20 protein-coding genes and 1 pseudogene are annotated in these 20,903 nt (G+C 43.8%); 12 read left to right on the forward strand and 9 right to left on the reverse strand.

Translation table 11 applies throughout. The features are described 5' to 3' along the window. Window positions 1-3: 3 nt before the first annotated feature. Window positions 4-885, reverse strand: coding sequence for an HlyD family secretion protein (locus ACVA58_RS12695; RefSeq protein WP_446510801.1), 882 nt, complete (start codon window positions 883-885; stop codon window positions 4-6). 18 nt (window positions 886-903) lie between these two features. Beyond that, on the reverse strand, window positions 904-1,119 hold the full coding sequence (locus tag ACVA58_RS12700; protein ID WP_446510802.1) for a DUF1656 domain-containing protein: 216 nt from the start codon (window positions 1,117-1,119) through the stop codon (window positions 904-906). Between the two features lie 149 nt (window positions 1,120-1,268). On the opposite strand from ACVA58_RS12700, the gene ACVA58_RS12705 reads away from it, so the two are divergent. Further along, window positions 1,269-2,165, forward strand: a complete 897-nt coding sequence (locus tag ACVA58_RS12705) for a LysR substrate-binding domain-containing protein (RefSeq protein WP_446510803.1) — start codon at window positions 1,269-1,271, stop codon at window positions 2,163-2,165. Between the two features lie 148 nt (window positions 2,166-2,313). Here the strand turns inward: ACVA58_RS12705 and ACVA58_RS12710 are convergent, their stop codons facing one another. After that, on the reverse strand, window positions 2,314-3,009 hold the full coding sequence (locus ACVA58_RS12710; RefSeq protein WP_446510804.1) for a helix-turn-helix transcriptional regulator: 696 nt from the start codon (window positions 3,007-3,009) through the stop codon (window positions 2,314-2,316). 89 nt (window positions 3,010-3,098) lie between these two features. Continuing rightward, a complete protein-coding gene (locus ACVA58_RS12715) occupies window positions 3,099-3,731 on the reverse strand; it encodes a D-Ala-D-Ala carboxypeptidase family metallohydrolase (protein ID WP_446510805.1) in 633 nt (210 codons plus the stop codon). A gap of 220 nt (window positions 3,732-3,951) precedes the next feature. On the opposite strand from ACVA58_RS12715, the pseudogene ACVA58_RS12720 reads away from it, so the two are divergent. Together ACVA58_RS12720 and argF are read left to right on the forward strand one after the other, a co-directional pair. Next, a pseudogene (locus tag ACVA58_RS12720) lies at window positions 3,952-4,560 on the forward strand (murein L,D-transpeptidase catalytic domain family protein); the annotation flags it as partial. Between the two features lie 351 nt (window positions 4,561-4,911). After that, entirely contained in the window at window positions 4,912-5,913 is a 1,002-nt protein-coding gene (gene argF / locus ACVA58_RS12725) for an ornithine carbamoyltransferase (protein WP_446510806.1), read from the forward strand. 101 nt (window positions 5,914-6,014) lie between these two features. Here the strand turns inward: argF and ACVA58_RS12730 are convergent, their stop codons facing one another. After that, the gene (locus tag ACVA58_RS12730) at window positions 6,015-7,166 is read right to left on the reverse strand and encodes an iron-containing alcohol dehydrogenase (protein WP_446510807.1); all 1,152 of its coding nucleotides are present in this window, start codon (window positions 7,164-7,166) and stop codon (window positions 6,015-6,017) included. A gap of 751 nt (window positions 7,167-7,917) precedes the next feature. On the opposite strand from ACVA58_RS12730, the gene ACVA58_RS12735 reads away from it, so the two are divergent. After that, window positions 7,918-9,111 (forward strand): carbohydrate porin, encoded by a 1,194-nt coding sequence (locus ACVA58_RS12735; RefSeq protein ID WP_446510808.1) that lies wholly within the window; start codon window positions 7,918-7,920, stop codon window positions 9,109-9,111. 68 nt (window positions 9,112-9,179) lie between these two features. Here ACVA58_RS12735 and ACVA58_RS12740 read toward each other — a convergent pair whose 3' ends face one another. Beyond that, complete coding sequence (locus ACVA58_RS12740) at window positions 9,180-9,404, reverse strand: hypothetical protein (RefSeq protein ID WP_446510809.1); 225 nt, start codon at window positions 9,402-9,404, stop codon at window positions 9,180-9,182. Between the two features lie 164 nt (window positions 9,405-9,568). Then, entirely contained in the window at window positions 9,569-10,576 is a 1,008-nt protein-coding gene (locus ACVA58_RS12745) for a LacI family DNA-binding transcriptional regulator (RefSeq protein WP_446510810.1), read from the reverse strand. Window positions 10,577-10,940: 364 nt separating this feature from the next. Here ACVA58_RS12745 and ACVA58_RS12750 point away from each other — a divergent pair, with 364 nt between their 5' ends. The 4 genes from ACVA58_RS12750 to ACVA58_RS12765 all read left to right on the forward strand — a co-directional run bounded on the left by ACVA58_RS12750 (window position 10,941) and on the right by ACVA58_RS12765 (window position 14,100). After that, window positions 10,941-11,837 (forward strand): AraC family transcriptional regulator, encoded by an 897-nt coding sequence (locus ACVA58_RS12750; RefSeq protein WP_446510811.1) that lies wholly within the window; start codon window positions 10,941-10,943, stop codon window positions 11,835-11,837. Window positions 11,838-11,997: 160 nt separating this feature from the next. Then, window positions 11,998-12,570 (forward strand): porin family protein, encoded by a 573-nt coding sequence (locus ACVA58_RS12755; protein ID WP_446510812.1) that lies wholly within the window; start codon window positions 11,998-12,000, stop codon window positions 12,568-12,570. A gap of 380 nt (window positions 12,571-12,950) precedes the next feature. Further along, window positions 12,951-13,460 (forward strand): porin family protein, encoded by a 510-nt coding sequence (locus ACVA58_RS12760; RefSeq protein WP_446510813.1) that lies wholly within the window; start codon window positions 12,951-12,953, stop codon window positions 13,458-13,460. A 175-nt stretch (window positions 13,461-13,635) separates the two neighbouring features. Continuing rightward, window positions 13,636-14,100, forward strand: coding sequence for a hypothetical protein (locus ACVA58_RS12765; RefSeq protein WP_446510814.1), 465 nt, complete (start codon window positions 13,636-13,638; stop codon window positions 14,098-14,100). Between the two features lie 28 nt (window positions 14,101-14,128). Here the strand turns inward: ACVA58_RS12765 and ACVA58_RS12770 are convergent, their stop codons facing one another. Further along, the gene (locus ACVA58_RS12770) at window positions 14,129-15,184 is read right to left on the reverse strand and encodes a helix-turn-helix domain-containing protein (protein ID WP_446510815.1); all 1,056 of its coding nucleotides are present in this window, start codon (window positions 15,182-15,184) and stop codon (window positions 14,129-14,131) included. A gap of 204 nt (window positions 15,185-15,388) precedes the next feature. Here ACVA58_RS12770 and ACVA58_RS12775 point away from each other — a divergent pair, with 204 nt between their 5' ends. The 3 genes from ACVA58_RS12775 to ACVA58_RS12785 all read left to right on the forward strand — a co-directional run bounded on the left by ACVA58_RS12775 (window position 15,389) and on the right by ACVA58_RS12785 (window position 17,919). Beyond that, complete coding sequence (locus ACVA58_RS12775) at window positions 15,389-15,775, forward strand: MFS transporter (protein WP_446510816.1); 387 nt, start codon at window positions 15,389-15,391, stop codon at window positions 15,773-15,775. After that, window positions 15,768-16,991 carry an HlyD family secretion protein gene (locus ACVA58_RS12780; RefSeq protein ID WP_446510817.1) on the forward strand — a complete coding sequence of 408 codons (1,224 nt, stop codon included), beginning with the start codon at window positions 15,768-15,770 and terminating at the stop codon, window positions 16,989-16,991. The genes ACVA58_RS12775 and ACVA58_RS12780 overlap by 8 nt, the downstream gene beginning before the upstream one ends. Before the next feature lie 217 nt (window positions 16,992-17,208). After that, a complete protein-coding gene (locus ACVA58_RS12785; RefSeq protein WP_446510818.1) occupies window positions 17,209-17,919 on the forward strand; it encodes a hypothetical protein in 711 nt (236 codons plus the stop codon). 32 nt (window positions 17,920-17,951) lie between these two features. On the opposite strand, the gene ACVA58_RS12790 is transcribed toward ACVA58_RS12785, so the two are convergent. Beyond that, window positions 17,952-19,124, reverse strand: coding sequence for a cation:proton antiporter domain-containing protein (locus ACVA58_RS12790; RefSeq protein ID WP_446510819.1), 1,173 nt, complete (start codon window positions 19,122-19,124; stop codon window positions 17,952-17,954). A 239-nt stretch (window positions 19,125-19,363) separates the two neighbouring features. Between ACVA58_RS12790 and ACVA58_RS12795 the strand changes: the two genes are divergently transcribed. After that, window positions 19,364-20,722, forward strand: a complete 1,359-nt coding sequence (locus ACVA58_RS12795) for a class-II fumarase/aspartase family protein (protein ID WP_446510820.1) — start codon at window positions 19,364-19,366, stop codon at window positions 20,720-20,722. Window positions 20,723-20,903 lie beyond the last annotated feature (181 nt).

Raw genomic sequence — 20,903 nt, forward strand, 5'->3', positions numbered from 1 at the left:
TCCTTACAGGGTATCTTGTGGCTGGGATTTGTTGATCATGATGGATGCGGTCGACCCAACACGAAGCTGTATAGCCTCAGGCAGTTTATCGAGCGTAATTTTGACGGGGATACGCTGGGCCAGCCGGATCCATTGGAAGTTAGGGTTCACATTGGGCAGTAAGGAGACGCCAGTACTACCATCTTTATGGGCAATACCGTACCCGATGCTTTCAACGTGCCCTTGCAATGGCTGATCACCATAGGCCATTAAGGTGACAACCGCATTTTCACCGACTATCACATCTTCGATATCGGTTTCTTTAAAGAAGCCTTCTATCCAAAAGCTACTTTTATCCACTAAGGCGATGACGGGTTGATTAGCAACGACCTGGCTGCCCACTCTCAGTGTGAGGTTGGTAATAAAGCCGTCTACCGGTGCGGTTACCTTGGTAAACCCTAGGTTGAGTTTGGCTTCTTCACGGGCAGCTTTTGCCACCATTACGCCTGCCTGGGCTGATTCCACCGCATTGCTTAGCTGGTTGAGCGACAGCTGGGAAATAGAGCCAGGCTGACGACGGGATAAAGAGCGGCCACGCTTGGCTTCATCTTGTGCTTTTTTTAGCACGGCTTGCGCTTGGACTACGCTTGCCTCTGCTTTGGCAAGGGCTGCTTGGTAGGTGCGGGGATCGATTTCGAACAACAAATCGCCGGCTTTCACTTCACTGTTATCTGATGTTGGCAGCCTAATAATGGGACCGGTTACCCGGGGGGTGACTTGGATGACTTGGGCGCGAATTTGGCCGTCTCGAGTCCAAGGGTTGTGTAAATATTGCTGGTATTTCCAGCCTATAGCTGTGACAGCCAAAAGGAGTAAGCAGAAAGTGATGCTGAAACGTTTGATCAAGATAGGCTCCGGATTAAATTAAGAAGGAAAAACATAGGTACCGACAATAACGGTGTAGATGACCGTTAAAGAGAGCTCTACCAACGGTGGGCTAGCGACATAGCGAAACCAACGCAGCCGATTAAGCAAACGCACAGTAAGCGAGGTACAGACCAAACCCAGTAAGGCGGCGACCAGCAGCGGTGGAAGGTAAAGATCGCCGAAAGCGATCTCCTTGGGAACAGAAAGCGACACAGTTTTTTCTCTTGAGACTAGAAGCGATAGTGGATCTTATGGGGAATTAGGTTTGCGATAAATCGACTAAAAGGGAATACAATCAAAACTCTTGGTTTCTAATACCTATTAAAATAGAATCTATTGATTGGCAATCATGGAGCAAGCTGTTGGATCGCTTAACCAGTATCGAGATTTTTGTTCAGGCCGTAGAGCTAGGTTCATTTGCTGCGGTTGCAGAAGAGCGGGGTATCAGTGCTCAAATGGTGGGAAAACATGTCAGGGGGTTGGAGTCATCAATTGGTGCAAAGTTGTTGGCAAAGTCTACTCGGTTCCAAAGTCTGACAGCGGCAGGAGAGCAGTATTATCAGCGATGTCAGATCGTTCTGGCGGAGTTGAAAGCGGCTCAGGAAGATATTTACCGCAATATAAGCGAGCCTACTGGTTGCTTGAAGATTGCAGCCGGGGTGAACTTTGGCATTAAGGCATTGGCACCGATACTTGCTCAGTTTCAGCAACAGTACCCAAGGCTAGATATCGATCTGACTCTAGAGAACAACCCGCCGGATATGAAGAAAGAGGGTTACGATATTATCTTTCGTGAGCAGTTAGAAGGGTATGATTATTTGGTTGCGACTAAATTGCGCAGCTACCCAATGATTGCTTGCGCTTCTCCGGCCTATTTGCAGCGATATGGTACCCCGCAACATCCCGATGAGCTTGAACACCATCAGTGTTTGCAGAGTAATCTCACACAAGCTCCCTACAAGTGGCGCTTCTTTGATGGCAAGAAAATCAGCGCACCTAAAGTGACTTCTCGCTTTACCATGAACAGTGGGCAGGCAATGTTGGCAGCTGCGTTGGAGGGGGCGGGTATTACCTTACAGCCTATTTTTCAGGTAAATGATGCGCTGGCAGAAGGTTCCATGCTGCCGATTTTGCAAGACTACTCATTACCTGCTGTTGATTTGTATATGTTGTATCGTCCTTCTCTGCGCAATACAGCGAGGTTAACGGCATTGCAGGCATTTGTCCGTCAGGCTTTGGAGCTCCATTTTGATGACTAAATCAAAATCGAACAGTGGTCGATTTTTGATGTGATAGACTCTCTCGCGCTTGTTGCAACATGCGAACTCGTCCTTACCATTGCTGATGTATAGCTAAGCCAGCAGGAGTGTACTGCTGGCTTTTTGTTGCTTAACTTTCTCTATAACTTTATACAATGATTGATGCCGGTGTTTTAAATAGTTGATCGGGAATAACAGAGAGCCAACCATTGCAGCGAGCATACTCAATTAGCGAAGCTCGGTTGGTAACGCCAATATCGGAAAAACGTGTTATTAAGTTGGCGATTTGTTTTTCTACCGCTTTGGGGGTTCTGTGAATCAATTGGGCAATCTGCTTGGTTTGTCGTCCACGCAGCAGCCAAAACAGCACAATCTCCTGGGAAGGTGTTAGCTGCATTCGCTCTGGCTTAATGGTGCTGAAAGATATATGGGCACTGTTTAGTGCCATAATTTCAGCAAAAGACGCTAAGTTGACCAATTCCCTTAAGTTGGTCGCGCTGAACTGGATTCCCCAAGGCTCACCATTAATGATTATTGGGCGTTTTTCAAAAGTGTAAGCATCGAAGCCATGTGCGTATTTATGCACATCAATGGTTATTATTGTCTTGTTTTCTGTTACTGCATGTTTGTCTTGCTGTACAAAGTCAGATGCAAATTGGGCTGTATCACATGGTAGATCACGATCAGTGAGGCCCGCTATATCAGCTGGGGCATTGACTAAGTCACGGTAAGCTTTGTTGGCAAAGGCAAAAACGCCATCCTTAGACTTCAATCCTGCCGGATAAGGGCTGTGCTCTAGCATGTGGATCAGAACGGATAAATATGTATTTTGGTCTATATTCACCCGCGCATTTTATCACTCCATTTAAGGAAAGAAAGTAGGATAAATCCCCCCTTTTTGATTAGTTTATCAAAAGCGCCATTTCTAGAAGCCTACCATTGGCGGTAGCCACAGGTGTCGATATGAAAGCGCACTCCGCTGTAGAGGCCAAGCCCCATCTTATTTTCTTTACCAACAGAGTTGTATATGCTCTTGAGGATTTTATGTAGTTCTGTCCGAGAAATATTCCTTATTGGCACGAGATCGAGTGCGCAAAAATCGAGGTGAGAACTTCTTGGCGCTCCTCCAGCATGTTGGTTGTACTCTTTACTTCGGTCGCCAGATACAGGGATCAGTAAGCCGGTTTTAGGCATCACATGCTCTTGAATGAAAGTGAGGGTGCGTGCCATGTTCTTCCAGGTTTTCTCGTCTGGTAAGTTGAAAATGGTCGTATTGCTTAGCCGCCAATCGGTGCCCTGCAGAAGCACGAGGTGCAGAGGTATGCCTTCTTTGACGCCTTTATCTAGAAAGTATTCATATCCTTTCTGAATCCTCTTTTGCATACCGTTCATCAGAACCCAGCCTCGAAATGCAGCCAGAGTTGGTACCTTGAACCCTTGCACCTCAATGACTAAATCACTGTAGTCAAAATCGGTGTGGACTTCATAAAGTTTAGATAGATCAACCGCTTCCGATTTGCTGGTGTGCGGGAAAACTAGAAATAGCGACAATACAATCCACTTCATTTCTCACTCCATATCACTATCTATAGGATATACATCGACATGATCGTTTAAGTGTAGGTTATATGTCTGGCCGGGGTTTGGTCGTTTCTTAAGCCTTCATTTGTAATTTTTTATGAAAAAATGTCTGAATTGGTGAGATAAAAAAGTCATTGCTGATTAATCTGTTAAAATTAGAAGGGAAATTCCATCGTAAAATAATCGCTTTTTGTTAATGCCTATGATCAAAAAAATACTTCCAATTTTGCTTTTTTCTTCCCTTGTACAGGCCGGCACCCTTGAGGAGCACATTGAGGATCTTGCCAGCGAGGTCTTTACCAGTGCCTCATTAGGCGGGGTGATGGATTATGCCTTGCTTAGAGAAGGCATCGAAGCGTATATGAACAAAGGCACCGGTGCTAATCCCAATTTGGTGATTATTGACTACCGCCGTCCTTCCAATGAAAAGCGATTCTATGTAGTTGATTTGGCAAAAAAGAAGCTTAAATACCATACCTATACTACTCATGGTATTGAAAGCGGTGGCACATATGCTGAGCGTTTTTCCAATACGGTGAATTCAAAGCAGACTTCATTAGGCGTGTTTAAAACGGCTGAGACATACTACGGCAAATATGGCTATTCTCTCCGTCTTGATGGGTTGTCCGAGGGGGTTAATGACAATGCCCGCCGACGTTATATCGTGATCCACGGTGCAAGTTATGCGTCTCCCGACTTTTTGGCATCGAATAACTTTATCGGTTGGAGTTGGGGCTGCCCAGCATTGCCACCTGAAAAAAACCGGGAAATTATCGATTTAATCAAAGGGGGGAGCATCATCCTAGCAGCAAATGGAGAAATGGTTGGCCAAGAGTCGTCCCCATCTTTGTTGGCATCTAACTCTTACTATGAGCCTACGGACAGCAAAAACCGTATGGTGATCAACCGCTAGACTATTGCAGCATTGAGACACAGCATTAAATAAAAGCCGATGATTCATTCATCGGCTTTTTTATTGGGGATGATTGCTTGGTTATTCGAAATGGATAGGCATTTATGCCTTGTTAAGGATTGTTGAATAAAGGATTCAGGACAATCAACTAGACGCTTTACCAGAAAATCTGGATATTCTAGCCATAGGCAACAAGACAGCAGTGATGATAAACACTGCGTTAATTATATTAATAAACAGAGAGATACGAATATGGCTTTTAATCTACGTCACCGCAATTTCCTACGTCTACTTGATTTTACTGGTAAAGAAATTGAGCACTTGATTGGTCTTGCTCAGGATCTGAAAAAGGCGAAATACAGCGGTACTGAGCAACCGAAACTAAGCGGCAAGAACATTGCGCTTATATTCGAAAAAACCTCAACCCGTACCCGTTGTGCATTTGAAGTTGCCGCATATGACCAAGGCGCGAATGTGACATATATCGGTAGTGGCTCGCAAATGGGTCACAAAGAAAGTGCAAAAGATACCGCTCGTGTACTGGGTCGCTTCTACGATGGTATTGAATACCGCGGCTTTGATCAGCAGGTAGTAGAAACCCTTGGTGAGTTTGCTGGTGTGCCAGTGTGGAATGGCCTGACAGATCAATGGCACCCAACACAAATTATTGCTGACTGGATGACCATGATTGAGCACGGTAATGGTAAGCGCCTTAATGAAATGAAACTGGCCTATATGGGCGATGCCAAAAATAACATGGGTAATTCGCTAATGGTGGGTGCAGCAAAAGTTGGGATGGAAATCCGACTAGTGGGTCCTCGTGAGTACTGGCCTGAGCCAGAGCTAGTTGCCCAGTGCAATGAACTGTGCCAGATCTCCGGCGGTAAAATCGTGATCACTGATAATATTCAAGAAGGCGTTGCTGGTATTGATTTTATCTACGGCGATGTATGGGTATCAATGGGTGAACCTGCAGAGCTTTGGGCACAACGTGTACATGACCTATCACCATATCAGGTCAACATGGATGTTATTAAGATGACCAATAACCCAGATGTGAAGTACTTGCACTGTCTACCAGCATTCCACAACAGTGAAACGAAAGTGGGTAAAGAAATTTCAGAGCGATTCTATCTAGAAGGGTTGGAGGTGACAGAAGATGTATTCGAATCACCATACAACATCTGTTTCGATGAGGCTGAAAACCGCATGCATGCGATTAAAGCTATCATGGTTGCGACTTTAGGCGATTAATATATCCAAGTAACTTCAAGACCTTGAATCCTGCACTTGAAGTCTGGGTATAAAATTAAGGGAGGCTGATGAGCCTCCCTTTTCTCTTCTTTCAGGCTCTCTTACAGAGCAGCTTCCAAAATGGCACGGCTGTCACTGATAGTGATGTTGCCACGCTCACCGAGCGCTTTCATACCGTGTTTTTCTAAGCTTGCGACCAGAGTGTCGATATCTGCAGTGCCAAGCTCAACGTCGCTCAAGCTAGTCGGTACTTCCATTTGCTTGAAGAAAGCGATGGTGTGGGCAATAGCTTGTTCTATACGCTCATCCGTAGACCCTTCAGTAATACTAAATACGCGCTCTGCGTACTGTAGCAATTTACCTTCTTTGTCTTTACTACGTTCTCTCATGACGGCTGGTAGAACAATACTTAGCGTGCGCGCATGGTCGATACCGTAGTTACCGGTCAGCTCGTGACCAATCATATGAGTGGTCCAGTCTTGCGGAACACCGACACCAATTAAGCCGTTCAGTGCTTGGGTTGCTGTCCACATAATGTTGGCACGCACATCGATATCGTCAGGTGTGGCTAGGGCTTTTGGTCCTTCTTCTATGAGATTAAGTAGTAGGCCTTCGGCAAAGCGGTCTTGTACTTTAGCATTCGCCGGGAAAGTGAGGTATTGCTCCATTACATGAACATACGCATCAACTACACCGTTGGCGACCTGACGTGGAGACAGGCTAAGTGTCGTCGTCGGATCAAGCACGGCAAACAAAGGTTGAACTTTTGGTGTCATGAAAGCCAATTTGTCTTTACCACGGGAAACCACTGCGCCCATATTACTTTCTGAGCCTGTTGCTGGGAGTGTCAATACGCAGCCTAGAGGCAGGGCGCTTTCGACAGGGTGTTGCTGAGCCAAAATGTTCCATGGGTCTTCACCCTGGTAAGCCGCGGCGGCTGCGATAAATTTAGTGCCATCGACCACCGAACCACCACCAACAGCAAGCAGATAATCAAAACCTTCGGCTTTGATTTTTTCTACCGCTTTCATGAGCGTGTCGTATTGTGGGTTAGGTTCTACACCGGCGAATTCACCCCAGTTATGCTCGTCCAAGGCTGCTTTAACTTGCTCATATACACCGTTTTTCTTGATAGAGCCGCCACCGTAGATCACCAAGACTTTTTTATCTTGAGGGATATCATTGGCAATGGCTGCTATTTGACCATCACCAAAGTGAATGCGGGTAGGGTTCTGGTAAGTAAACTTGTCCATGAAATTTCTCCAATTATTACAGTTTAGAGAGCACCTGATGAGCATGCTTCAATGAAACTCAGTGTATGGCAGAGGCAATGGAGATGTAATACACAATCCTGTAAATAACTTGCCTAATTCTGCTCAGGGTAGCTAGTCATCAATTTTCACAACAATGCTTTACGCCATATTATAGCGCTTAAAGTTAGTGATAAATGTCAATTATTCATGCGTATTTATTTGTACTTCAAGGCGATTTTCTGCGTGGATACTAAATACTTTGTGAAATTGATCATAATTCATACCGTTCTTGCTGTAACCGGTTACTGAAACCGGTTACATTGGCGTTGTTGTCGAATTGGAGAGGGTGGGATTGCTTTTTGACTAATATTTTGAAGCCTGTAATACAGCAGGCGTAGAAGCGAAGAAGCATAAGTTGTTTTCAGCATAAACAGTGATATGGCTATTTAAATAATTAACGTTAGTATTCATTTAAATATGAAGGGGTAATTAATAATTAAAATTCAAATAAATTTAAAGTTTTAGAGGAAGTATCAATAAATAAATATTATAGAATATTTCAAGTGACGTTCTGATCAATATGTTTTATCAGTATCGGTATTTAATTATCCGTTATGAATTGACTGTTTGTGATTTCATCATGAACAATAAAATATATTGATAAGCCTCGTTTAATAGAAAATAGCCAAATAACCTACAGCAATAGTGTTGCAGGTATGAGAATACAATTAGTATATATAGAGGATATACAATGAAGGTTTTACCCCTTGTAGCCGCAATTTCAACAATTTTAATTCCATCATTTGCAATTGCCCAAGAGGATAGCTCTAGTAATGACTTAACATTTACTGGTTACGCTCGTTACGGTTTGCATTATGCCGATAATGGCAACGATTATGTTAGGGCTGACGGGCAGATGTCAGACAGTGCAGCCGGTCGACTAGGTAATGAAGCCAATGGTGGTGAGTTCCAGTTTTCTAAAGGTTTCGATGGTACTAATGGTACTAATTGGGACATTGTTCTGATGCTGGAAAATTGGTGGAAAGAGGATGGGGAATATGGCGATGTGGCTTTGAAGAAATTTTATGCTGGTGCATCTGGTGTATTTGACTCTCAGCCCGATCTCTATATTTGGGCTGGTCGTGATTTCCATCAGCGTCCACAACAAGGGATCAATGATTACTTTTGGATGTCACACGATGGACAAGGCGCTGGTTTTTATAACCTGAGCTTTAATGGTGTATATCTTGACATGGGTGCTGTCGGCCAAGTTGCTGATGAAGGTACTGGTGATAGTGGAAATTATGCAATCACGTCTAAGCTTCACGGTATTAATTTGACTGAAGATCTTGGCTTAACACTTTATGCCAACTACGGTTTTTCATCTGATAAAGCAAAAGACCCTGCCGATCCTGGCAAAGAAGATATTACGGCTTACCAAGTTGCCGCAGTTCTAGATTATAACGGTCATAACTTTATGGTACGTTATTCAGATAATTCGGACACCTCAGTATTTAATAAAACTGACGACCTGACTATCTGGTATGCAAGTTTAGAAGGTGCGTTTGATTTAAATGACAGTACGGCTATTGAATATTTAGCGGGTTACCATAAATATGATGGAGACGATAAAGCCATTAACCGTACAAACTACACTGCAATTGTTCGCCCAACCTATGCGTGGAATGATGTACATTCAACTTGGTTAGAAGCAGGCTACTCGTTAGTTGATTATGATGAGTCGGATGAAAACTCTGCTTGGAAAGTGACTTTATCTCAAAATATTAGCTTTGGTAGTAGCCCATCGGATCGTCCAATGTTACGTTTTTATGCCACTGTCGGTGAGGCTGAGAACAACGTTGATGCTGATACCGGTTCTCTGAAGACTAAAGATATCGATCGAGATACATTTGCAGTGGGTGCAATGTGGGAAGCTTGGTGGTAATAAATTGATTTATTAGGCAAAGAGCAGCAATGGCTGCTCTTTTTCGTTGTTCAAAAAAAATCACAATGTTAAAGGTTTACACTTTTTCGCTGCGAGCAAATTAACCCATATCGCTTAGCATCGATACAGATTCCTTTCTCGACTTTACTTTCATTAATGATACTGCATTGATGTGTAACCCGCTTTAACTCACAAGCCTGTTGTGTCTCTTTTAGCGTTGGCGTTTTCGTATTTACCGCAAAAGCCGGTAAAGCAATGAAAGCTGCCATTAAGATAGAGATTAACCACTTCATATGAGCATCCTTGAGTATGTTTGAGAGAGACAACTTAATTTTAGACTGAGGATGAAGAACTGCACTATTATTTGCATAAATATGCGAAATTTTAGAGTGGTTAAGTATATAGCTATTTAAGAGGGCACCAAAGAGGCCATCAGGGGCCTCTTGAGCTGTGTTTACTATGTATTAGCGCTTGTAGCTGAATGACGAAGAATAAGTTCACCAGTAAATGTTTTCGAACCATGGGTCACCGGTTTACCTTCAGCGAGTTGTTGCGCGATTTGCATTGCGTGAAGGGTCATTGTTTTTATAGGGAGTTCAACGGTAGTCAGTGCCGGAGTAACAAATGCACTTTTTTCTTCATTATCGATGCCAACAATCGATACTTCTTCTGGAACTTTTATTCCTGCATCAGAAAGAGCCTTCATTGCGCCTATTGCGATATCATCACAGGCCGCGAAAATAGCACTAAACGGTACTTTGGCTTCTAGAAGGTTTTGGCACGCCTCATACCCACCGTAAACCGTAAAGCCTGAGCAGCTGAAATGACGCTCTTGTGCTGTAAGGCTGTGGTAACGAAGCTTTTCTTCAAACGCCTGAAGTCGCAATATTGTTGTTGGGGTTATAGGTTTTGGCCCAATATAAATGATGTCTTTATGGCCAAGATCGATTAAATGCTCAACGGCGATTTCTGTAGCATGCTTGTGGTCAAAACTAATGGCATAGCCTGCGGATGCAGGTAGATCGCGACCGACATTGACGATGGGTATTGAAGTTGAGTGTTTAAGTTCAATGATGTCGTCTACAGACATTTTGCGTGTGTACAGAATGATAACGTCACACTTACGATCGACAAGAAACTGGATAGCTTCTTTTTCACGTTTAGCGCTGTTATGACCGTCTGTTACTATGAGTTGCTTCCCTGTTTTTTCTGCGGTTTGAGAAGCTTGCTTTAATAGTCGACCAAAGTAGTTTCCATCAAAATCAGACAGAACGATGCCTATGCTGTTGGATTTATTGGTTGCTAGAGCTTGAGCGAGAGAGTTAGGGCGAAAATTAAGCTCATCCATTGCATCGAAGATGGCTTTTTTTGTCTCTTTACGAACCTGGCCTGTACCATTTATGGCACGAGATACCGTTGCTTTCGATACTCCAACCATTTTACAGATGTCATTTATTGTAGCCATGAGAGTACTCAAAATAATCGTTTATTGTATAAAGCTCCACACAGCGTCAGTGGTGAAGTGAATTAATGTAACCGGTTACAAATATTAACATTAACACGAAATTTCAATAGCGGAAAGTGTATGAAGAGAAAGATAAGCAATACACCATGACAGACTTTATTATGTCGGTAATAATAGCGACTGTAAGAATATCATGTATTTAATAGGCCTTTCTCAATTACCTGAGAGGGAGTCAGTATTTTGTGGATATGATTTATTGATTACCAAGCGATTTATGGGAATTGTTTATAGGCTTATGTATAACCTCAGTGCTTGTTGGTAAACTGAGCGACGGATTATCGATGTTAAAGGCTAAAGCTGTTAAATGAAACAATGTACACGTAAAGGCGAAGAACTCTGCGCTTACTATGGCTTAGGTACTGAATCTGGCATCGTTGATCTAGCTGTGCCGGGTATTCGTCTGTTTAGGATTAATCAGTATCATAAGATCACGCCACAGATGTATCAGCAAGGTGTGGTAGTGATCCTACAGGGTAACAAAGTGGGCCACCTAAATGATTACCGGTTTGATTATGATACTGACCATTGCCTGATTGTTGCAACCCCTTACCCGATTGCTTGTGAGACTTTTGCTTCGCCACAAGCGCCTTTGATCGGATTGGATATTGAGTTTGACTTAACAATTATTCAAGAGCTTGTCGACACTCTTGAGCAGCACCAGCATAGTGCAATGCCTAAATCACAAGATAACGGTCGTGGAGTGGCGGTGACGAAAATTACCCCGGATATTAGAGATTGTATTTGCCGCTTGTTGGGGTGTCTTAAAGATCCTTTAGATGCCCATGTATTAGGTAAGCAATTACTGCGCGAGTTTTACTTTCATTTACTGAAGAGTGAGCAAGGGCATTTACTCGCGCAATACTGCAAGCAAGACAGTGCATTATCGAGGGTGTCACGGGTGATCTCCCATGTTCAATCGCACTACGACCAGAAGCTAGCCATTAATGATTTGGCCGATATGGCAGGGATGAGCGTGTCTGCCTTTCATCGAGCCTTTAAGTTGGTCGTCACTGATCCGCCTTTGCAGTACATCAAAAAGATCCGTCTGAATAAGGCAAAAACCATGATGTCGCAAGATGGTATGCCAGCAAATGTCGCTGCCTTGAAGGTGGGTTATGAGAGCCCAACCCAGTTCAGCCGTGAATTCAAACGCTACTTTGGTGTGCCGCCAAGCAAGGTTTCTCATATAGGATCATTCTAACCGTGTTAAGCATTTTCTTGTATCTAGAAACAAATAATTACAAATAAAACAGTGTTTTCTATTTTAAGGTTGCGTTCAGGATTATTGTGTACAGTGTTCATTATAGAAACGGCAGCGAGCACAGTTGCTGATAAATAACACTTAATCAAGGAAATCACACATGAAAAAGTATGCTGTAGTCTCAACTCTTATTCTTTCTACTTTTGCGGCTACTCCTGTACTGGCTAACACGACTGACTGGTTTGTTGGTGGTGGTATTGGTTACCAGAATGATGCCGTTAAGCAGGATGTTCTTGGCAGTAAGTCATCAAAAAATGCAGAAGATATGACTTATCAACTACGTGGTGGTGTGGTCATTAATGAACAGCACCGTTTGATGGGTACTTACAGCTACTTTAACGATGATGTGAATGGTTTGCTCGGTGAGCGAGAGCAAACACAGAATATGTTCCTAGCCTCTTATGATTACTTGATCCCTGTTCATCAGAAAATCAACCTATTTGCTGGTGTATCTGCTGGTTTTGCTGACAATGAATTTAAGCACAAGGCGACTGGCGTAACGGTGGATTCAACAGACTTTGTTTGGGGTGGCCAGGTCGGTGCGCAATATAAGATCAACAATAGTTGGTCGACAGATTTAACTTACCGACTACTTGACCAAGACTATGACAAACTAGGTAATGAAATTGATTACACCCAGCAGGTTGTTTGGTCTGTAGACTACAAGTTTTAATTTAAGCTGAACGTAAATATTAAAAGAGGACAACGTGTCCTCTTTTTTATATTTATATTATTTTTATTCAGTTCATGTTTTGATTCGTGTGAATACCTATTTTCTACAATGGTTTATTTGTTTTTCATAATTAATTTATGAGTGTAAATTAATCAAAATCATCAATTTTGATTAATAAATTTTTGTTATTTTTCAATTTTATTGAACGGATGTTTTATTTGTTCAGCATCTATTAAGTTAAAAAACAACGTTTTATATCTTAAGTTAACGTTCAGCAAATAGCAGTATAGTGATTAACGAACAGAACATATTATATAAGACTTATCCGGCACATTAGCAAAAACATGAATAATGAAGCTTGGGAGTCCAAGGAGATATACATGAAAAAGATCACCGCAATCTCGACGTTAGCACTGACAATAATGGCCGCTTCACCAGCATTCGCTGCTGATACACAATGGTTTGTCGGTGGCGGTGTCGGTTATCAAGAAGATAATGTAAAAGGTGCTAATTCTCAAAATGGTGAGGATGCTACTTACCAGCTTCGTGGTGGTGCAATCATGAACGACCACCACCGTGTCATGGGTACTTACAGCTACATGGACAAGTCATCACAGAACATGTTCCTAGCCTCTTATGATTACCTTGTACCTGTACATCAGAATGTAAATCTATTTGCGGGTGTTTCTGCGGGTGTAGCAGACAGCAAGATAAACGGCAGCAGTTCGACTGATTTCGTCTGGGGTGGTCAGGTTGGTGCGATGTATGAAATTAATGATAACTGGTCAACGGACTTGGCTTACCGCTACCTAGATCAGGACTATAGCAAAAACGACACTAAGATCGACTACTCACAGCAAGTTGTTTGGTCAGTTGACTACCGCTTCTAGTCGATGACTCGATAAAGTTATAGAACGAATATCAAAAGGGAAAGCGGTTGCTTTCCCTTTTTCATATTCAAATTGTCGTTGAGCAGCAAAAAGGTTAAATATAAATTCACTGTCTTGTTGTTATAGATACTGCTATAACTAATTGTATTAGAATTATATAAGTCAGGATTCAAGGATGAAACTACAAGTCATAGGGTTAATGCTAAGTAGCATATTGGCAGCACCGACTTTCGCGACCCAATTGGAAGGTGGCACGTGGTTATGTAAACGGCCAGACACTCCGAAAAATATGTTGGAGACTACGTCGTATCAATTCATGTCTGATGGCACGATTTACTCAGAAGAGTGGCTAAAGCGTTCAGAAAATAATCAAGTACAATTGGAGTTTAAGCTGGCAGTAGACTATAGCTTCTTCCATAACGGGTTAGATTATGTATTGAGACCTGTTAATCTGACACGAGATATCGTGGTAGATAAGAACAATGTTAATCCGTTTGATAGCGATGCAAGACGCGATCTGCTTGGCTACCGTATATTCTTTCAGCCCCAGTTCGAAAGTGATAATCGCGCAGAGTTCGTGATGCGCCATCATATTACCCCCGATCAGCGCTTTACCCTGAATTGTTCGCGTCAAACATAGCGTGGCTTTATACCCAAGTATCTTGACGTCACTTGGGTATAGCGAATTTTGGCCTGCGTTGACTTCTCTCTAGCAACTTTTCTTTATACTGGGTCGGTGTTTGTCCCCTTTGGCGCTGGAAGGCCTTGCTAAAGCTCTGAACGTTTTTATAGCCGAGCTCTTCGGCAATTTCTTTCACGCTCAGATCAGCCTGCATGTATTTTATTGCCTGGTTACACAGAACATAGTTGGTAATCGAGCTGAAGCTCCAACCAAATTTATGGAGGCGGCGCTGTAGTTGTTGTCTTGATAAATTGAATTTGTCCGCAACAAAATCCAAGCTGGGGTACCCGTAAAAGCGGGAATAATTGATCATTTCATACATCATCTTCGCCGCATCATGAGCCTGAGGCATATTGAGGAACTCATCCAGCTCAAGGTTCGATAACATCATAGGGCGCGTAAGCTCGAAGGGGAAGTTATTGCCATGTTCAAGGATAGAAATATCTAACCACACTCGTGTTGAGGGGCTGTTCCAGCGGATATCACAGCCAAAAAATTGCTCGAAATTCCCATTACCACAAGGTGGTCCGCTTAACTCGACTGTCAGTGGGTGGTAATTCTCCCCCATAAAGTAGCGCAGGGTATTGGTGAACATGATGGCCATACGCGCACTGTCTTGAAAGCGCCCTCTTCCTGATGAAAAATGATTGTCATAGGTCCATTTGATGATATTGCCAGACAATTCACCGTGAAAGGTCGCTCCTGACTGTAAGCAGGAGGTGCCGTAATTGATCCGACGGAAAGTCAGTGCTAATTCAGGTGTAGAAAGAAACCAACCACCAAGCTTATCCATATTATTGAAGTTAATATCTTTCGCCATCTTGCTGAGATAAGCCTGATCGCCAATCACATGTTCGAGATCTTCTAGCCACTGGTTGAGATCAGAAAAAGGTACTAAGGTCATTGGCTCTTCGACCAACTTCAGCGGTGCGCCTAAATCATCCAACGTGATCTCGTAATGTTTATGCAGGGCACGAACAAAGGGCTGGAAGAAGACCGATCTCACAAAGGCAGCTTGGAATTGAGATTCTGGAAATGACATAGGCAGTTATCTGCTCCGTTGTGGGTCGATTATATTAAAATTAAGCTTTTATTGATTTAATATATCCAGCATTGTGATGCTTGTCACTATCCCTTACATAATCTCATCAACAAAAACAATTTAAAAAAACGATACCCTCAGTCTTTTGGCACGTGACTGGGTATTGGATTAATGATTATGCGTTAGTGAATTTGGGGAACTGTTATGAGTCTCGTCAGTATGCCTTTCGTCGACAGTGGGGTTGATACCGCGCTTCATGTCGTCGCCGCCGTTATTTTGTTTGGATCCATCGCTGCCGCGGCTTTTGGTTTTTGGCGTATCCATGAATTACCGATACAAAAAGCCCATAAAAGTGACCACCATCAGCTGGGGTTGATAACGGCCCTGACTTGGATTGGTTTTATCTGGCATTGGGTTTGGGTCGTGGCGGTGATTATCGCTTTCGTCGATGGTGAGCAAGCGCTTCGCCATATTCGTGATATCTGGAAGGAAAAAGACAGCCAAGCGCCTTCTGCTCTCCAACCTGCCGAGGCTAATGCCTCTGGATCTGAGGCAGTGATTATGACCAAAGAGGAGGCTGAACATGCTTGAGGGGTTGGCAGTATGGTCACTATTTATCTATCTGCTTCGTTTGGTTGGGATGCCTTGGAATAAATTCACCAAGACATTTTCGTATCTAGGTGGCGCAGGGTGGTTAGTCTTTGTCTGGATTGGCTTGATCACGTTTGCTCCTATGGATATGTCCGGTGGTTCGGTTGTGCAATCTCCTCACATTCAACTGCGACCGGGGTCAACGATGATAAAAGGCCATGTCGACGAGATTCTGGTGCGCCCAAATGAACAAGTGAAGAAAGGTCAGTTGGTTTACACCTTAGATGATGAGCAATACCAAATTGCACTCAATAAAGCGGAAACACAGCTGGATTCTGTGAAGGTAGCGCTGTCGATTTCGCAGGAAGATGTGCTCATTGCTAAGCAGAATCACCACGCTGCGCTGAAAGACATTGAGATAGCAGGAAACGAGATTGAAGCGGCAAAAGAAGACTTGGAGTGGAAAGAAACCACATTGCACCGCTACCAAGAGCAGAACAGGGTCGTAAAGCACACCATTACCGAAACACAGATGGATGAGCAACAAACGGCAGTGGATGTCGCACGGGCTAAACAAGTGACGCTCAAGTCTCAGCTAGATAAAGCTCGGGTGTCAGCCCAGCGTGCACTTTTGGATTTTGAAAAATCTGAGTTGTCAGTTGAAAGCCGCAGAGTGGATGTTGCCAATAAGAAAGAAGATGTCGCTCAAGCACAATGGAATTTGGACAATACGCGAGTATACGCACCTGCTGACGGTTACCTTACCAACTACATTATGCGAGAAGGCCAATATGTTGGCGTCATGCCGCGGATCCAGATGTATACCAACGAGAAGTATGTCTTGATGCGAGTCAACCATCAGGCGATCCGCAATGTAAAGATTGGGCAACAGGCTGAATTCGCGTCACCGGTCTACCCGGGGAAGATCTTCAGCGCCGAAGTTGAAGGCATTATTGAAGCCACTGGTGAATCTCAGGGTAGCTTGTTGGCAAGAGATGATAATGTTCGTCAGACTACCGGCCAGAATGCACTTAATAAACACCATTTCGTTCGCTTGAAACTGACGGAGCCTGGTGACTATGACATCCCTGTTGGCTCCGTAGGTCTGGCGTGGATCAGTGCAGAGAAACCGATTAGTTTCTTGGCATTTTTAGATGTGATCCGCGGCATCATTATCCGCATGAAGTCCCAGATTTACTTTATTTGGTCAATGTAAGACAAACTAAGGTTCAAAAAAGATTAGATGATTTCAGTACCGATTACCGCTCTGGGATAACAAGGTTCTCCGAAGCTAAGTTATCCCACTTTTACTACGACAATGCTGACCGTAGTTGGCTGCAATTCTGCTAGGCTAAGGAATTGCAGCTTTTTTTTACCTGCCTTCTAAATCCTGCTACTTGATATATAATCGTGGATTACATGGAGTGTTGATCATGCGTTTTGTATTCCCGTTAACTCAAATCTATCCTCGAGCGTTTTTCTGTTCCAAGTTATCACCTTACCTGCTTGTCTTTAGTGTAATTGCAACGTTGTTCTATCCTGCTGCGAGTGCGGCGGCTCTGCAACAAGAGTTTGAGTTTGGTGACTCAGTGGACTTCGTTCGCTCACTCCCTGATGGCTTTGATTGCTCAGCCCTTTATCAAACCGGTGCTGCAGAAGAAAGTGAGCTAGAGGGAGTTGCATTTTGCTTTGATGAGGCTAATTTATTTCATACCGAAGGGGGGATGCTGACTGCTTTTATGGCTGACAATGTTGTTGAAAAAGTGGAGTATACCCTTGAGATGTCACTGGCTAACTACAATGCCGTACTTTCTGGTCTGCGTCGCCAGAATTACGTCTTTACCCAAGTTACCATAGGTGGTGAAACCTTGGATGTATTATCAGGACTGAAGCTATTGGATAGGCAAACACTTGATGACCAATTGTTTACCTTGGCCAACCAAGCCGACTTTTCGAGTCCGCGAGAATTTATCCTACTCGATCACCGCAGTTTCAAACGAGCACTCAAGGCTGATATCAAGAGTTTGGATAGTTGGTTAAAAAACAAGACGGATCAAAGAGGGTTTGAGCGCCTAACGATGGTACGTATTAGGGTCAGCAACGATGAAATCATGCTGCAAGCAAGCCAACCATTTGCTGGTTAGTGGCTAGTAGCGCCCTATCGGGTGATAGGTTATTAATCCTTACGGAGTTTTTTGATTGTCGATATCGGTGTCGGGAAGCGGTTTACCACCCAATAGGTTGAGATAATAAAAGTTGTAATCGTCGCCATTTGTATAAAGAGGGTTGCTTCGATTGATAGTAACCCACTTATCATGGCTGCGTAGGCAACCAGAAAGGAAAACTCACTGGCTTGGCTCAGCCTTGCACTCAGCTCATGCTGCATAGTGGGCTTTTCTTTGGCGAGCTTTAGGGCAATAGAGAACCCCCAATATTTGATAATAACGAGCAACCCGCCAAACGCTAGACCAAAGAAGGTATAGATATTCCATTCGCTGAAATTCATCCTTGCGCCAATTGCAAAGAAGAACAAGATCAAAAAGAACTCACGCAGTGGTTTCAAGTGTACAGAAATAGCTTGTGAGACCCGGCTGGTGGCAATCGAGATCCCTGCAATAAACGCCCCACTTTCATAAGATAATCCCACTTGATGGCTTAGTTCTGCCCAGAAAAAACACCACGCCAAGGTCGTTAGGAAACTGTACTCCTGAATGACGTCAAATCGCTGGAATAGAGGCAGGATAATATAGCGTACGCCAATAAACGCTAACGTACATATCGCGATGAATTTACCCAGCATCAGCAGGAATCCGACCAACATGGCATTGCCACCATCCATATTGAGAAAGATGATCACACTGATCGCGATGATGTCTTGTACCAGTAAAATGCTGGTGATCACTTCTCCCATTCGTTGATGGTGAAGTGTTGTCGTAGGGATCAGTTTCAAGCCAATGACAGTACTGGAAAACATCAGTGCTGCCGCACAGATCACTGCATCCAGTACTGACAGTTGAATCGCTAAGCAAAAGAGAAGAGTAACAGTAAAAAAGAAAGCGCAGGTGGCAAGGGTAATAATGGCACTTTCTTTGAATAGGCTAAGTAGCTTGTTGGGCTGTAAGTTCAAACCGATCAGGAACAGCAGCAAAATCACGCCAACATTGCCAAATTGAGTGATATGTTCGGTATTGGGGATCAGATTGAAACCGTAGGGGCCAATGACCACTCCAGCGGCAATATAGGCCAGAATAATCGGTTGGCAGGCATATAAAAAAAGCGTACCGAGGATCGCTGCGCTGATAATAATCGCACATAGTTCAAAGATGATCGGCGCTAAATCAATCGGCATACCGGAACAACCGCATGAGGCAACCACGCAAAGTGAAGTGACTTGGCTATAAGTTTGGCCTAAGTTGCTTTATTGCGCCTAAGCGTCTGGTTGCATTAAGCCTTGTTGGTATAAGCGGGTCACAAAATTCAACGGCAGGTTGTTAGTCCTTCAAGTTACAAATTATTGTTAAGCGCACAGTAATAGTCTTTATGCCAGAGTATGGTCTCCTCCAATGATTCGCGCTTAGGATGATGGTTATGCCTGGTTCAAATGTCTCGGTTTTCGATTCAACGCTCTATTCTCCGCTATTTACTCAAAAAGAAATGAAGGGGATATGGTCTGACGACAACCTTATTCAAGCTTGGTTAACCTTCGAGGTCAGTATTGCCAGAGTACAGGCAGAGCAGGGGCTGATCCCGAATCAGGCCGTCGCCTCTATTGAACAGGTCTGTGATGCTAACAATATTGATTGGACCCGCTTGGCACAGGATACCCAAACGGTTGGTATGGCGATTAAACCTTTGATTGATCAGTTAACAGAACAAGGTGATGATCATGTCAAGAAGTACCTGCATTGGGGCTGTACCACTCAGGACTTGCTCGATACCAGCTTGGCGATGCGGGTGAAGCAAACCCTAAACCTCATACGTGGGCAATTAACTGCGTTGGGTGATCAGCTTGAGAAGATGGCTCTTGCCCATCAGCAAACGGTAATGGTGGCGCGGACAAACTCGATGGATGCTTTACCGACAACCTGGGGTTTGCTGGTCAGTAGTTATCTCCAGGAAATTGCCCGCCATATTGTGCGACTTGATGATTTGTACCCACGGGCAACTACCGGTATGTACGGCGGGGCAGTGGGTAACCTATCGTCCATTGGCCCGCAGGGCTTGGCTGTGCGCAAAGGACTATTTATAGAACTTGGCCTCAATGAGCCACAAGGTTTGGGTAATGCCAGTTTGGATAATATTGCTGAGCTGATCCAATTTTTCGCCCTGATTCATGGCACCTTGTGCCGAATCGCCAACGATACCGAAACCATGGGCCGAGCCTCAATAGCAGAAGTGCGAGAAGGGGAGTCTGGTGGCGGTTCCAGTACAATGCCGCATAAAGCCAATCCGCGTGCGGCGAATATGATCCAGACCTTATCTCGGATGGGTTGGATGTATGCAAGCAGCGCACCTAACCTGATGGATCAGCATGATGTGCGTTCTGCCTCAATGCGGGTCTTGAACTGGAGTTTGGTGCCGGAATCATCACTGGCGGTGTCAACGGCACTAGAGAGGGCGCTGAGACTGGTCACTAACCTTGTTATCAACAAGCAGCAAATGCGAGAAAATTTTGAAGCTTCACGTAACTTTATTATGTCGGAAGCGGTGATGATGAAAGTGGCTGAAAAAGCCGGTCGAGGTGAAGGTTACATCAAAGTCAAAACAGCTATTGCTCATGCTCCTAATGATGGAAGTTTGGCGGATGTGCTTAAGCAGGATACCTCGGTTTCAGCGATTTTGTCGTCAGAGGAGATTGATGAAGCTTGCAACCCCCTAAATTATCTCGGCTGCAATGATGAATTAATCGATGAGACGATCGCGCTGTACCATAAGCTACTGGCGTAAGAAGCTTAAATTCGCTTCTATCTCGAGTTTGCTGATTCAAATCGGTTTTGGGGATATGTCTTGATGACGATAACATGAATCATTCCTGCTAAGGTCTTAAACCTAAGGATATTTTTTTATTCACTGTAACTAACTTCTAAGTACTTGTGGGCATGCAGAACCTAATTTTAGGTTCTGATTT

The sequence above is a fragment of the Photobacterium sp. DNB22_13_2 genome, from assembly GCF_052873915.1.

Coding starts and splice junctions, on each gene's coding strand:
- ACVA58_RS12715 (WP_446510805.1), bottom strand. CDS start 3,731: ATGAAGTGGATTGTATTGTCGCTATTTCTAGTTTTCCCGCACACCAGC.
- argF (WP_446510806.1), top strand. CDS start 4,912: ATGGCTTTTAATCTACGTCACCGCAATTTCCTACGTCTACTTGATTTT.
- ACVA58_RS12730 (WP_446510807.1), bottom strand. CDS start 7,166: ATGGACAAGTTTACTTACCAGAACCCTACCCGCATTCACTTTGGTGAT.
- ACVA58_RS12735 (WP_446510808.1), top strand. CDS start 7,918: ATGAAGGTTTTACCCCTTGTAGCCGCAATTTCAACAATTTTAATTCCA.
- ACVA58_RS12740 (WP_446510809.1), bottom strand. CDS start 9,404: ATGAAGTGGTTAATCTCTATCTTAATGGCAGCTTTCATTGCTTTACCG.
- ACVA58_RS12745 (WP_446510810.1), bottom strand. CDS start 10,576: ATGGCTACAATAAATGACATCTGTAAAATGGTTGGAGTATCGAAAGCA.
- ACVA58_RS12750 (WP_446510811.1), top strand. CDS start 10,941: ATGAAACAATGTACACGTAAAGGCGAAGAACTCTGCGCTTACTATGGC.
- ACVA58_RS12755 (WP_446510812.1), top strand. CDS start 11,998: ATGAAAAAGTATGCTGTAGTCTCAACTCTTATTCTTTCTACTTTTGCG.
- ACVA58_RS12760 (WP_446510813.1), top strand. CDS start 12,951: ATGAAAAAGATCACCGCAATCTCGACGTTAGCACTGACAATAATGGCC.
- ACVA58_RS12765 (WP_446510814.1), top strand. CDS start 13,636: ATGAAACTACAAGTCATAGGGTTAATGCTAAGTAGCATATTGGCAGCA.
- ACVA58_RS12770 (WP_446510815.1), bottom strand. CDS start 15,184: ATGTCATTTCCAGAATCTCAATTCCAAGCTGCCTTTGTGAGATCGGTC.
- ACVA58_RS12775 (WP_446510816.1), top strand. CDS start 15,389: ATGAGTCTCGTCAGTATGCCTTTCGTCGACAGTGGGGTTGATACCGCG.
- ACVA58_RS12780 (WP_446510817.1), top strand. CDS start 15,768: ATGCTTGAGGGGTTGGCAGTATGGTCACTATTTATCTATCTGCTTCGT.
- ACVA58_RS12785 (WP_446510818.1), top strand. CDS start 17,209: ATGCGTTTTGTATTCCCGTTAACTCAAATCTATCCTCGAGCGTTTTTC.
- ACVA58_RS12790 (WP_446510819.1), bottom strand. CDS start 19,124: ATGCCGATTGATTTAGCGCCGATCATCTTTGAACTATGTGCGATTATT.
- ACVA58_RS12795 (WP_446510820.1), top strand. CDS start 19,364: ATGCCTGGTTCAAATGTCTCGGTTTTCGATTCAACGCTCTATTCTCCG.